The following is an 11,920-nucleotide window of genomic DNA, read 5'->3' as shown; positions in this document are numbered from 1 at the left end:
CTATCGGGAGCGCCGGCGCAGCCAGCGATCCATGGTCACGGCGAACAGGATCAGGCAGCCCTGCAGCACCTGTTGATAGATCGTGTCCCAGCCGAGGAGGTTGAAGCCGTTGCCGATCAGGGTCAGCAGGAACGCGCCGACGATGCCCCGCCAGATCGCCCCCTCACCGCCGAGGATGCTGGTGCCGCCGACGACCGCGGCCGCGATCGCGGTCAGTTCCATGCCGGTCGCCATCGTCGACTGCGCCGATCCGGCCCGGGAGGCCAGGATCAGCCCGGCCAGCGCCGAGCAGATGCCGCTGATGACGAACGCCGAGACGTGGATCGACCCGACCCGGATGCCGGAGAGCCGGGCCGCTTCCATGTTGCCGCCGACCGCGTAGAGCCGCCGCCCGAACGTGGTCGCCGCGACGACGATGCCGATGATGACGACCACCACGACGAAGACGATGGTGGCCGAGGTCAGGTTGAAGATCGACGGCCAGGTGAGCATGCCGAAGTTCTCGCTCTGCCCGGTCAGCGGATAGATGATCGCCCCACCGGTGACGACCACGGCCAGGCCGCGGTAGACGAGGCTGGTGGCGAGGGTGCCGACGAACGAGTTGACGCCGCTGCGCACGACCACGGTGCCGGTGATGAGCCCGAGCAGTGCTCCCGCGACCACCGCCCCGAGGAAGCCGACGAGCACGTTCGTATGCCGGGTGATCTCGACCCCGATGATGGCCGACAGGGCGAGCGAGGCGCTGGCGGTCAGGTCGAAGACGCCGCTGACGATGCACACCGTCGCGCCGGTCGCCAGCAGGCCCAGCACCGACATCTGGTCGAGCAGGTTGACCAGGTTAGCGCTGGTCAGGAACGTGTCGGTGCCGGCCGACAGCGCGATCACGATGGCCACGACCGCGGCCACGATGCCGTAGTCGCGCAGCCGGTAGGCGAACCGCGCGCTCCTTATCGCCGGTGCCGCCACGGTGGTCGGTGGCGGAGTGGTATCGACACTCACGAGCGGTCTCCTTCTTCCTGGTCACCGAACGCGGCCGCGACCACGACCTCGCGGCTGGTGCCGCGGGGGAACTCCCCCACCGGGCGCCCGTGCCGCAGCACGAGCACGCGGTGCGAGAGCGCGAGCAGTTCCTCGATCTCCGACGACACGCAAACCACCGCCATGCCGTCGGCGGCCAGATCGGTGATGAGGTGGTGGATCTGGGTCTTGGCGGCCACGTCGACGCCCCGGGTCGGCTCGTCGATCAGCAGCACCCGGGGTTCGTTGAGCAGCCACTTGGCGAACAGCGCCTTCTGCTGGTTGCCGCCGGACAGCGTCTCGATCGCGGCGGACGGGTCGGCGGCCCGGATGTCGACCGATTTCGAGACGGTGCCGACCGCGTCGCGTTCGGCCTTTTTCCGTACGAACGGTCCGACGCGTCGCTGGGGCAGTGACGACAACACCACGTTCTCCGCGACCGACCGCTGCATCACCAGGCCCTGTTCCTTGCGGGACTCGGGCACCAGCGCGATGCCGGCCGCCATGCTGCGCCGGGGTGATCTCTTGGCCAGGGTGACGCCGTCGACCTCGACCACGCCGGCGCCGCGGTCGGCCCCGAACAGCAGCCGCAAAGTCTCGGTGCGTCCGCTGCCGACCAGCCCGGCCAGCCCGAGAATCTCCCCCGCCCGGACCTCGAGGTCGACGCCCTGCCCGAGCCCACGGGCTTTCAGGATGACCGGCGCGTTTTCTCCGACCGGCCGCGGCTCGGGGTAGAGCACGTCGATCTCGCGGCCGACCATGTCCCGGACGAGCTCGCGCGGCGTCTGCTCGGCGGCCGTCCCGGTTCGCACCAGGGCGCCGTCGCGCAGCACGGTGACCCGGTCGGCCACCGACAGCACCTCGTCGAGGAAGTGCGAGACGAGAATGACCGTGGTGCCGCCGGCCGCGAGCCGCCGGATCAGCCCGAGGAGGTTGGCCTTCTCGTGCTCGGTGAGCACCGCGGTCGGCTCGTCCAGGGCGAGCACCCGGGCGCCCCGGGCCAGCGAGCGCAGGATCTCGACCTGTTGCTGCACACCGATCGAGAGCCGGTCGACCCGCTCGCCCGGGTCGACCGTGAAACCGGTCTGTTCGATCAGCCCGGCCAGCCGCCGGCGGTCCGACCGGGCCCGGATCAGGCCGCCGCGCTGCGACCACCGGGCCAGGAACACGTTGTCGAGCACCGAGAGGGCGGGCACGAGCGCGCCCTCCTGCGAGATCAGGCTGACGCCCTGCGCGATCGCGTCGCGCGGGCTGCCGATGCTCACCTGCTCGCCGTCGAAGCTGATCGTGCCGGCGTCGGCCCGGATCGCCCCGCCCAGAATCTTGAGCAGGGTGCTCTTGCCGGCGCCGTTCTCACCGACCAGCCCGTGCACCTCACCCGGCGCGATGTCCAGGTCGATGTCGTGCAGGACGGTCACGCCGCTGTAGCTCTTCCCGACGCCGCGTACCGCAATGGCCGGAGCAGTCATGCCGTCAGTCCGAATAATCCGCGGTCAGGCCCTTCAGCGTGTCCTTGGTACCCAGACAGTTGAAGGTCGTGAGCGTTGCGCAGGCCACCGTCGACTCGGGGACGCTCTGCCCGCGGGCCTTGTTGATGCCGAGCTCGGCCGCCTTCGCGCCCTCCGACTTCTCCGGCACGTCGTACACCCCGTACCAGGTGCCGTCGTTGACGAAGCCGAACGCCTGGGTCGAGCCGCCGTTGCCGACGAAGGCGATCTTCTTGCCCTTGGCCAGCGGGGTCGCGCCCTCGAGAGCCTGGGACGAGCCGATCACCACGTTGACGTCCGGGTGGGCCTGCAGCAGGTTCTGCATCGCCGTACGCCCGCTGTCCGGCGTGTAGCCGCCGACGAAGTTCGAGATGACGGTGGAGGCGCCGCCCGACTTCAGCGCGTCCACCGCCGCCTTGGTGCGGGCGGTGTCGAGCGGGTAGTTGGCGAAGCCCTGGAAGTACGCCACCTTGCACGCGCCGCTGGTGACCGTCTTACAGGCGTCGTTGCCGAGCTTGGCCAGCCCGACGCCGTTGACCGTCGGCGGGTCGATGACCGTGACGGTGCCCGGGATCTGCGGGGCCGCCGTGTCGTACGCGCCGCCGACCGGGGTGAACTCGATGACCACGGTGATGCCGGCGGCGACCGCCTGCTTGATCGGGTTGACCATCGCGGTGCCGTCGTTCGCCTGCACGATCACCACGTCGTACCGCTTCGAGGTGACCGCGTCCTGCAGCTGGTTGACCTGGGTCGGGCCGTCGAAGTTCGAGTCGAGGAAGGTGGCCTCGGCGTTGTGCGCGTTCGCGTACTCCTGGACGCCGGCCCAGGTCGCCTGGGCGAACGAGTTCGCCTTGGCGAAGCCGAAGAAGCCGATGCTGAGTTTCTTGTCCGCCGGTGCGGCGGTCGCCGCGCCGCCGGCCGTGCTGCTGGAGGGCTTGCTACAGGCGGAGACCGCCACCACGGCGGTCAGGCCGACCGCTATCAGTCGAGCAACTCGTTTCACTGGTGCTCCTCGAATTCAGGTTAGGAAACGTCCGATTCCTGGGGGTCGACGAGCTCGAAAACTCCGCCAACGAGCGGCCCGTCGTCCGTCTTGTCGAGAAGTGCGGCCAGACGCCCGGACAAGGCGTCGCGCCAGGGGTCGTCGACCCATCGCTGGTAGTCCGCGGCCGATTCCCAGTCAGCGATGACCAGGTGGGTCGCGGTACTGCCGTCGACAGATCGCAACAATTGGGCGCCTCGGCACCCGGGGAAGGCCCGGGCCCGGGCGAGGACCCCGTGGTCCGCGTAGAGCGCCTCGAGCGCGCCGGCCTGTCCGGCCGTTGCGCGGAGGGTGAGGACACTGCGAACCATGGGAACCTCCCGGTACGTAGCGGGTGGTGGAGTGCGCAAATGCTGACGGTGGCCACTTGCGTACCGATGTGCGGCGAGCACAGCCGCGCGGCGGCGCGCTGTGCAGCCGGGATCGGGACCGCTCCCGGCCGGTCCGCCGGGCCGTTGACACCTCGAAACAGCTGTGTCACGTTCTGGTCCTCGCCGCGCCAACCGGCGACTTTCTCCCGCACGCTTCCCCGGCGCCCTCACCGAGCGCCGTTGCTGTCGTGCGCGCTCACCCCGGCCGGCGAAAGGCGAGAAACACCATGACCAGCAACAGCCGCGTGGCGATCGACGTCGGCGGCACCTTCACCGACGTGGTGGAGCTGTCGCCGGACACCGGCGAGATCCGGTTCGGCAAGGTACCGACCACCCCGGCCCAGCCGACCGCCGGCGTCCTCGACGCGTTCGGCACCACCGAGGCACCGATGTCGGCGATCGCGATGTTCACCCACGGCACCACGCTCGGGCTCAACGCGTTGCTGACCCGCACCGGCGCCCGCACCGCGGTCATCGGCACGGCCGGGTTCCGCGACGTCTACCTGCTCGGCCGGACCGACCGCCGGACCAACTACGACATCACCTACCGGCCGCCGCCGGCCCTTCTTCAGCGGTACGACACGTTCGAGGTCCCCGAGCGCAGTCTGTTCGACGGTTCGGTGCACCGGCCTCTCGACGAGGACACGGCCCGCCGTGTTGCCGCGACGATCGCCGAGCGGGGCTACGACTCGGTGGCGGTCGCGTTCCTGCACTCGTACGCCAACCCGGCCCACGAGCTGCGCATGCGGGAGATCCTGGCCGAGGTCGCCCCGGACGTGGCGGTGACGGTGTCGCACGAGCTCTCCCGGGAGTACCGCGAGTACGAGCGGACCAGCACCGCGGTGCTGGACGCGTACGTGAAGCCGATCGTCCGCCGCTACCTTCAGCGCCTGGAAGGCGAGCTGGCGAGCGGCGGGTTCGGCGGGCGGTTCCTGATGACCCGCTCGGGCGGCGGCGCGATGACCGCCAGCTCGGCCCGCGAGCAACCGGTCAGCCTGATCCTGTCCGGCCCGGCCGGCGGGGTCATCGGGGCGACCGCGTTCGGCGCACTGATCGGCGAACCCAACCTCATCACCATCGACATGGGCGGCACGAGCCTGGACGCGTCGCTGGTCGTCGACGGCGAGCCGGTGCTGCACCAGGGCGCCGAGTTCGAGCAGTTGCCGATCAACACGCCGTCGCTCTACATCCACACGATCGGCGCCGGAGGTGGCTCGATCGCGTGGCTCGACGGCGCCGGGGCGTTGCAGGTCGGGCCGCAGAGCGCGGGCGCCGACCCGGGTCCGGCTTCCTACGGCAAGGGCGGCACCGAGCCGACCTTCACCGACGCGGCGCTGGCCGTGGGCTACATGGGTACGAAGGCCGCGCTGGGTGGCCGGTTGACGCTGAACGACTCGCTGGCGGTGGCGGCGCTGGAGCCGCTGGCGGCGAGGCTCGACATGACTCCGCTGGCGCTGGCCCGCGGGATCATCCGGATCTCGACCACGAAGATCATGGGGGCGGTCCGGGCGATCACGGTCGAGGTCGGGCGGGACCCCAAGGACTTCGCGCTGCTGTCCTTCGGCGGCGGCGGCGGGCTGGTCGCGGTCGACGTGGCCCACGAGCTGTCGATCCCGACCGTGATCGTGCCGCCGGGGCAGGGTGCGTTCTCCGCCTTCGGCATGCTCTTCGCCGATGTTCAGCACGACTTCGCGCGGACGGCCGTCATACAGCTCGCTTCGCTGAACTCAGCCGAGGTCAGCGCGAGTTTCGCCGAGATGGCCGCCGAGGCCGCGTCCGCGCTGCATGCGGAAGGATTCACCGACCAGGTCCTCACCCGCAGCGTGGACGTGCGCTACGCCGGGCAGGAGCACACCGTGACCGTCCCCGTGCCCTCCTCGGACGATCTGATTTCCGTGGTCGAGCAGGAGTTCACCGAGCTTCACGAACGGCAGTACGGGCACACGATGGACGACCCGATCGAGGTGACCACGCTGCGGCTGCGGGCGACCGGCCAGGTTTCCAAGCCGGCCTTGCCCGTTCTGTCGCGGCGGCCGTCGGGCGCGGCGCCCTCGGAGGGCACCCGCGACGTCTACGTGTCGGCCGAGCAACCGGCCGTGCCCTACGCCCTCTACACGCGCGAGAACCTGCTGGCCGGCGACGAGATCGCCGGGCCCGCCGTGATCGCCGAGCACACCGCCACCACCGTGATCCACGTGGGCGATCACCTGCGGGTCGGCGAACACGGCGAGATGGTCATCAAGCTTCAGGAGGTTCAGTGAACATCGACTCGATCACCATCGAGGTCATCCGGCACGGCCTGCTGGCCGGCGCCGAGGAGATGGCCCGCAACCTGTGCCGGACGGCCTACAACACCGTGGTCTACGAGATTCACGACTACGGCATCGGCATCCACGACGCGAACGGCGACGTGGTGGCCGACGCACCGGGCATCGCGGTCTTCACCCGGGGCAACGACCACGGCATCAAGCGGGCGGTCGAGTTCCTGGGCGCCGACAAGATGCGTCCGGGCGACGTGTTCGTGCTCAACTACCCGTACTGGTCGTCCGCGCACACCCTGGATCCGCTGGTGTTCGCCCCGATCCACGCCGAGGGCCGCCTGATCGGCTACGCCTCCTGCCGCATCCACGTGCTCGACCTGAAGCAGAAGGACGCCGGCTACGTCCTCGACTCGACCGACATGTACCAGGAGGGCATCTTCTTCACCGCGGCCCGCCTCTACCGCGAGGGCCAGGTCAACGACGACATCTTCAACGTGGTGCGGTTCAACAGCCGGATGCCCGAGCGCACGATCGGCGACCTGCAGGCCCAATGCTCGGCCTGCTTCACCGGGGTGCGGCGCACACAGGAAATCGCGGCGAAGTACGGCGCCGACGCGCTGACCGAGGCGATGGCCGCGATCAACGACCACGGCGAGCGCCTCGCGCGGCTCGCGCTGGCCAAGCTGCCGAAGGGTACGTGGAGCGCTCACGACTTCGTCGACACCGACGGCGTCGACCTCGACCGCCTCATCCGGATGAACTGCACGGTGACCGTCACCGACGACGAGATGGTCATCGACTGGACCGGCAGCGAGAAGGACGTGCGCGGCCCGATCAACCTGCCGGTCGGCCAGACCGAGGCGTTCTGCAGCCTCATCTTCAAGGCCATGACGACCCCCGGCACCCCGGTGGTGGCCGGCAACTTCCGGCCGCTGCGCGTGGTCACCGAACCGGGCTCGGTCATGCACGCCGTCCCGCCGATGCCCACGTTCACCCTGTGGACCGGCCTGCTCGGCGGCGAGGTGGTGCTGAAGGCGCTCGCCCAGGGCATGCCCGAACTGGTGCCGGCCTCCTCCGGCGGCGACGTCTGCTCGATGATGGGTCTCGGCATCAACCCGCGCAACGGCGAGGCGTGGCTCGAAGCCACCAACGAGGCGGTCGGCTTCGGCGGCCACGCGGGCGGCGACGGCGCGGACGGCATCATGCACATCTCCGAGCCCGGCTGCCGGAACAACCCGGTCGAGGTGCTCGAGACGAAGTCGCCGATGTTCATCGAGTCGTACGGCTACCGGCCCGACACCGGCGGCGCGGGCAGACACCGTGGCGGGGTCGGGGTCGGCCGGGCGTACCGCTTCACGGCGCCGTCCACCGGCATCTGCATCGTGTACAAGACGAAGACCAAGCCGTGGCCGATCGGCGGCGGGCGCGAGGGCGACAACAACCACATCGTGCTGAATCCCGGCACTCCCCAAGAGCGGGTGACCGGCGGTTCCTACAACCTGCTCGACACGGGCGAGGTGCTGGTCAACAACACCGGTGGCGGCGGCGGTTACGGCGACCCGTTGGCCCGCGACCCGTCCGCGGTGGCCTCGGACGTGCGGAACGGTTTCGTCTCGGTCGCGGCGGCGCTGCGCGACTACGGCGTCGTGGTCGATCCGGAGACCTTCGAAGCGTCCCGGTCATGAACCTCACGATCGTCAACGCGGGCGTCTTCAACGGCTCCGAGATCGTCGACGGACCGGTTCACGTCGCGGACGGCCGGATCACCGCGGAAGCGCCACCGGATGCCCAGGTGCTCGACGCCCGCGGGCGCACGGTACTGCCCGGGCTCATCGATGCGCACTGCCACGCGTACGGGATCGACCTGGACATGCTGGCGCTGGAGTCGCGTCCCCTCAGCTATGTCGCGCTCGCGGCCGCGCGGCGGCTGAAAGCCGCCCTGAGCCGAGGCTTCACCACCGTGCGCGACCCCTCCGGGGGTGACGCCGGTTTGGCGCGCGCCATCGCCGAGGGCCTCATTTCGTCGCCGCGCTATCTGTGGACCGGACCGGCCCTGAGCCAGACCGGCGGCCACGGCGACGTGCGGGCGGCCGACGCCGACGTGTGCGGCTGCGGCGCACACACGGTCGAGGTGGTCGACGGCGTGGATCCGTTGCGGCGCGCGGTCCGCGACCGTTTCCGCCGGGGCGCCCACGCCATCAAGATCATGGCTTCCGGCGGCGTGGTCTCGCTGACCGACCCGATCCGCATCCCGCAGTACTCGGCCGAGGAGATCCGCGCGGTCACCGCGGAGGCCGCCCGGCGCGGCAGTTATGTGGCCGCACACGCCTATTCGCCCGAGTCCATCCGTCACGCGGTCGGGAACGGGGTCCGCAGCATCGAACACGGCAACCTCCTCGACGCGCCGACGGCCGCTCTGATGGCCGCCGAGGGCGCCTTCCTGGTGCCGACGTTGGCGGCCTATGACGCGATGGACCGGCGGGGCCCTTCGATCGGCATGTCGCCGATTTCCCAGGCCAAGAACCGCGAGGTCCTCGCGGCGGGGCGCGAGGCCGTTTCGCTGGCCCGGGCGGCGGGCGTACGCGTCGGCTTCGGCACCGACCTCATGGGCGTGCTCGAGGACGAGCAACTCAACGGGTTACGCCTGCAGGTCGAAGTGGACGGTCCGCTGCTCGCCCTGCAGTCCGCCACCTCCGTCAACGCCGAACTGCTGGGCCGCGACGACCTGGGCCGCATCGCCCCGGGCTGCGCGGCCGACCTCCTGATAGTCGACGGCGACCCGTTGTCCGATCCGTCGGTGCTGTGGAGCGACCCGGAACGCCGAACGGTGATCCAGGCCGGCCGGGTCATCGCCTCGGGCACTGCCTGATACGGTCCGGCACCGGGCTCGACGAAGCGCCCGGTGCCGGACCCCGGAGTTCAGATCTCTCTTGGCTCGGGAGGCATTGACACACTTGTATTCGTCAGCTAGCTGCGCGTCTCCGCGGTGAGCAGATAGTCGTCGGCGTCCGGGCTCCACTCCAAGCCGACCGCGCCGCTGGTGGCCGCGGCCTTGCAGAACTGGAGGAAGCTGCGGTAACCGAGCTTCTTCTCGCTGAAGTCCGGCACCACCTTGCGCACCTTGTTCTTCAGCCCGCTCAGCGCCACTGCCCCGTCGCGGCCGACCAGATCGAAGACCACGCTGCGCAGAAGGCCGAACGCTCGTTCCCGGTCGCCGTGCTCCGGGAGGGTGACCTCGGGGTCGCCCTTGGCCGAGCCGGCGTTCAGTTCGACGACGTTGCGGCCGGCGAGAAAGCGCAGCAGCTCGCCGAACGCGCGGAACCCGTAGTCACCCTCGTTGAAGGTGGGGTCCTTGCGGAGCAGGGTCCGCTTGAGGGTGGACGCCGTGACCGGTCCGCTGGAACTGCTCTGCAGACCCGCTACGGTCTGCACTACCGAGGTGGCGAGTGTGTCGACGTCGCGAACCGGCACCTCCTCGGGCTCCGGCTCGGCCGCGGGCTGCGGCGCCGGGTCCGGGGCCGGGCGCTCACGCCGGGGCCGGGCCGGTGGAATCTCGACGCCCTCCAGCCGGTCGTAGTAGAGGAACTCGTCGCATGCCGGGGGCAGCAGCGCGGACGTCGACTTCTCCACGCCGACCCCGATGACCCGCTTGTTCAGCTCCCGCAGCTTGTGAACGAGCGGCGTGAAGTCGCTGTCGCCGGTGCACAGCACGAACGTCGAGATGTACGACCGCTCGAAGGCCACCTCGAGCGCGTCCACGACCATCTTGATGTCGGCGGCGTTCTTTCTCGACGCGCCGAGCCGCTGCGGCATGTCGATGAGCTCGACGTGCGCCCGGGTCAGCATGCGGCGGTCCTCGTCGAAGAAGGACCAGTCCGCGTACGCCCGGCGCACCACCACCCGCCCGCGCTCGGCGAGCGCGTCGGAGATCGGCCGGAGGTCGAAGGCCATCCCGCCGAGATGTTCGCGCGCGCTGATCGCGAGGTTCTCGTAGTCGATGAACAGCGCGATCCGCTCGTCATGATCCACGCAGCTCAGCCTAGCGGTACCGGCTTCGCCCCGGTGGTCGGCACCTCATGCGGGCAGGCCGGCCGCCAGTGCCTTCAGAGCCTTGGAGGCGCCGGCGGTCAGCGGCTCGCCGTGGCCGGGCAGGATCGCCTTGATGTCCATGGCGGCCAGCTTCCGGACGCTGGCATTCGCCCGGGTCTCGCTCTCGGTGTTCGGCGGGTCGGAACCCTCGAGGCCGTTGCTCGTCCGCAGGGCGTCCCCGGCCACCAGAATGCCGGTCGACGGTTCGAAAACCGAGATGTGACCGTTCGTGTGGCCCGGGGTCTCGATGATTTGCAGGCCGAACACCTCGTCGCCGTCCGCGACCGGCTTCAGTTCCTTCGGCGAGGCGATCGAGTACAGATCACCCATTCCGCAGTAGAGGTTGGCCTTGACCAGCGGCGCGATCTCGGGGAGCCCGCCGACGTGGTCCTGGTGCATATGTGTGAGCACGATGTGCTTCACCGACGCCCAGCTCGCGCCGGCCGCCTTGAGCCCCTCCTCGATCGCCGACTCCGACCCGATGGTGCCGAGGTCGACGATGGCCGCCTCCTTCCCGCGAACCAGGATGTACGCGGCCACGATCGTCCGGTCCACCCGCCGCCAGTCGCCGGCCACCGCCCCTCCGGCCGCCGGCACCGGCGTCTCCGGCGATTCGGCCGGAGCCGGCGGCGAGGACGAGGTCGAGCACGAGCCGAGCACGGCCATTCCGATGGCGCCGGCGCCCGCGGTGAACAACAGGCGGCGACGCGATATCCACAGTTCCCCCATGCCAGTCGATTAAAGCCGTCGAGTGGTGTACTGGCCAGGTGCTGCGCCCCTTCGAATCCGGCGATGCGCCGGTCATTCAGATGCTGCATGCCGCCCATGCGGAGGCCGATCTTGTCGATGTCCGCTCGACTGTCGAACCGGTCCTCGATGCGGACGCCATCCGCCACGGCATGGAGAGCGCCGACCGGGCGGTCGTCGCGCTGAACACCGGCGGCAACCTCATCGGCTGGGGTGCACTCCGCTCCTGGACCGAATCGGACGGCACCCGCGTCTTCCTGGCCGACGGCTACGTCGCTCCCCCGCACCGGCGGCGCGGCCTGGGCCGGCGACTGCTGATCGACGCGGAGGCCGCGGCCGGTTCCGGGATGCTGGCCGGCAACGCCTCCACGGCCCAGCCGGACCGGGCGGCCCTGTTGGAACGCAACGGCTACCGCTACACCTTCTCGATGGTCGACATGGAGCACGACGGGTCGGCGGTGGCATCAACGCCGCCGCCCGAGGGCATCACGGTCCGGGCGGCCACGGTCGGCGACGCCCGGGCGCTGACCGTCCTCTCCGCCCGCACCTGGGCCGGACGCCCGTTCAGCACCCCGACCACCGAGGAATGGTTCCGCGGCTGGCTGACCCGTTCGGACCTGTCCCTGTTCCGGGTCGCGGTGGCCGGCGACCGCGTCGTCGGCGTGGTCGGTGCGAGCCGCACCGAGATCGAAGACGTGGAGGTCGACCCCGACTTCCAGCGCCGCGGTCTGGCCACCGCCCTGGTCACCCGGACCCTGGCCGCGCTGAACGGCCCGGTCCGCCTGAACACCGAGGGTCATGACCCGGCCGGGGCGAGATCGCTCTACGAGCGGCTCGGTTTCCGGGTGGTCCGCGAATATCGCCGCTACCGCAAACCTGCGCCGGCGAGGTAGGCGCCACCGAAAC

Annotated in this window: 10 protein-coding genes; 4 read left to right on the top strand and 6 right to left on the bottom strand. The window is 70.2% G+C overall.

From position 1 onward, the window contains the following. The 4 genes from ACIA5C_RS21495 to ACIA5C_RS21480 are packed head-to-tail and all read right to left on the bottom strand — an operon-like array spanning position 1 to position 3,857. Entirely contained in the window at positions 1-999 is a 999-nt protein-coding gene (locus ACIA5C_RS21495; protein WP_396057129.1) for an ABC transporter permease, read from the bottom strand. Beyond that, positions 996-2,486, bottom strand: a complete 1,491-nt coding sequence (locus tag ACIA5C_RS21490; protein ID WP_396057127.1) for a sugar ABC transporter ATP-binding protein — start codon at positions 2,484-2,486, stop codon at positions 996-998. The genes ACIA5C_RS21495 and ACIA5C_RS21490 overlap by 4 nt, the downstream gene beginning before the upstream one ends. A 4-nt stretch (positions 2,487-2,490) precedes the next feature. Further along, positions 2,491-3,507 (bottom strand): sugar ABC transporter substrate-binding protein, encoded by a 1,017-nt coding sequence (locus ACIA5C_RS21485; RefSeq protein WP_396057125.1) that lies wholly within the window; start codon positions 3,505-3,507, stop codon positions 2,491-2,493. A gap of 20 nt (positions 3,508-3,527) precedes the next feature. Then, positions 3,528-3,857, bottom strand: a complete 330-nt coding sequence (locus ACIA5C_RS21480) for an antibiotic biosynthesis monooxygenase family protein (protein ID WP_396057123.1) — start codon at positions 3,855-3,857, stop codon at positions 3,528-3,530. 287 nt (positions 3,858-4,144) lie between these two features. Here ACIA5C_RS21480 and ACIA5C_RS21475 point away from each other — a divergent pair, with 287 nt between their 5' ends. The 3 genes from ACIA5C_RS21475 to ACIA5C_RS21465 are packed head-to-tail and all read left to right on the top strand — an operon-like array spanning position 4,145 to position 9,047. After that, positions 4,145-6,178, top strand: a complete 2,034-nt coding sequence (locus tag ACIA5C_RS21475) for a hydantoinase/oxoprolinase family protein (RefSeq protein WP_396057121.1) — start codon at positions 4,145-4,147, stop codon at positions 6,176-6,178. Beyond that, on the top strand, positions 6,175-7,863 hold the full coding sequence (locus ACIA5C_RS21470; protein WP_396057119.1) for a hydantoinase B/oxoprolinase family protein: 1,689 nt from the start codon (positions 6,175-6,177) through the stop codon (positions 7,861-7,863). Before ACIA5C_RS21475 ends, ACIA5C_RS21470 begins: the two co-directional genes overlap by 4 nt. Continuing rightward, on the top strand, positions 7,860-9,047 hold the full coding sequence (locus ACIA5C_RS21465) for an amidohydrolase family protein (RefSeq protein WP_396057117.1): 1,188 nt from the start codon (positions 7,860-7,862) through the stop codon (positions 9,045-9,047). Before ACIA5C_RS21470 ends, ACIA5C_RS21465 begins: the two co-directional genes overlap by 4 nt. A gap of 98 nt (positions 9,048-9,145) precedes the next feature. Here the strand turns inward: ACIA5C_RS21465 and ACIA5C_RS21460 are convergent, their stop codons facing one another. Both ACIA5C_RS21460 and ACIA5C_RS21455 read right to left on the bottom strand, forming a co-directional pair. Beyond that, entirely contained in the window at positions 9,146-10,207 is a 1,062-nt protein-coding gene (locus ACIA5C_RS21460; RefSeq protein WP_396057115.1) for an NYN domain-containing protein, read from the bottom strand. Positions 10,208-10,252: 45 nt separating this feature from the next. Next, the gene (locus ACIA5C_RS21455) at positions 10,253-10,996 is read right to left on the bottom strand and encodes an MBL fold metallo-hydrolase (RefSeq protein ID WP_396057113.1); all 744 of its coding nucleotides are present in this window, start codon (positions 10,994-10,996) and stop codon (positions 10,253-10,255) included. Between the two features lie 38 nt (positions 10,997-11,034). On the opposite strand from ACIA5C_RS21455, the gene ACIA5C_RS21450 reads away from it, so the two are divergent. After that, a complete protein-coding gene (locus ACIA5C_RS21450; RefSeq protein WP_396057111.1) occupies positions 11,035-11,907 on the top strand; it encodes a GNAT family N-acetyltransferase in 873 nt (290 codons plus the stop codon). Positions 11,908-11,920: the final 13 nt, after the last annotated feature.

It is taken from the genome of Actinoplanes sp. NPDC051343 (genome assembly GCF_044455125.1).
Classification (GTDB): Bacteria; Actinomycetota; Actinomycetes; order Mycobacteriales; family Micromonosporaceae; genus Actinoplanes.
Note: the sequence above shows the minus strand (reverse complement) of the source record. Positions and strands in the feature narration are given on the sequence as shown.

Excerpts from the sequence above, each read along its gene's own strand:
- ACIA5C_RS21480 (WP_396057123.1), bottom strand. The coding sequence starts at position 3,857 with ATGGTTCGCAGTGTCCTCACCCTCCGCGCAACGGCCGGACAGGCCGGC.
- ACIA5C_RS21490 (WP_396057127.1), bottom strand. The coding sequence starts at position 2,486 with ATGACTGCTCCGGCCATTGCGGTACGCGGCGTCGGGAAGAGCTACAGC.
- ACIA5C_RS21465 (WP_396057117.1), top strand. The coding sequence starts at position 7,860 with ATGAACCTCACGATCGTCAACGCGGGCGTCTTCAACGGCTCCGAGATC.
- ACIA5C_RS21455 (WP_396057113.1), bottom strand. The coding sequence starts at position 10,996 with ATGGGGGAACTGTGGATATCGCGTCGCCGCCTGTTGTTCACCGCGGGC.
- ACIA5C_RS21475 (WP_396057121.1), top strand. The coding sequence starts at position 4,145 with ATGACCAGCAACAGCCGCGTGGCGATCGACGTCGGCGGCACCTTCACC.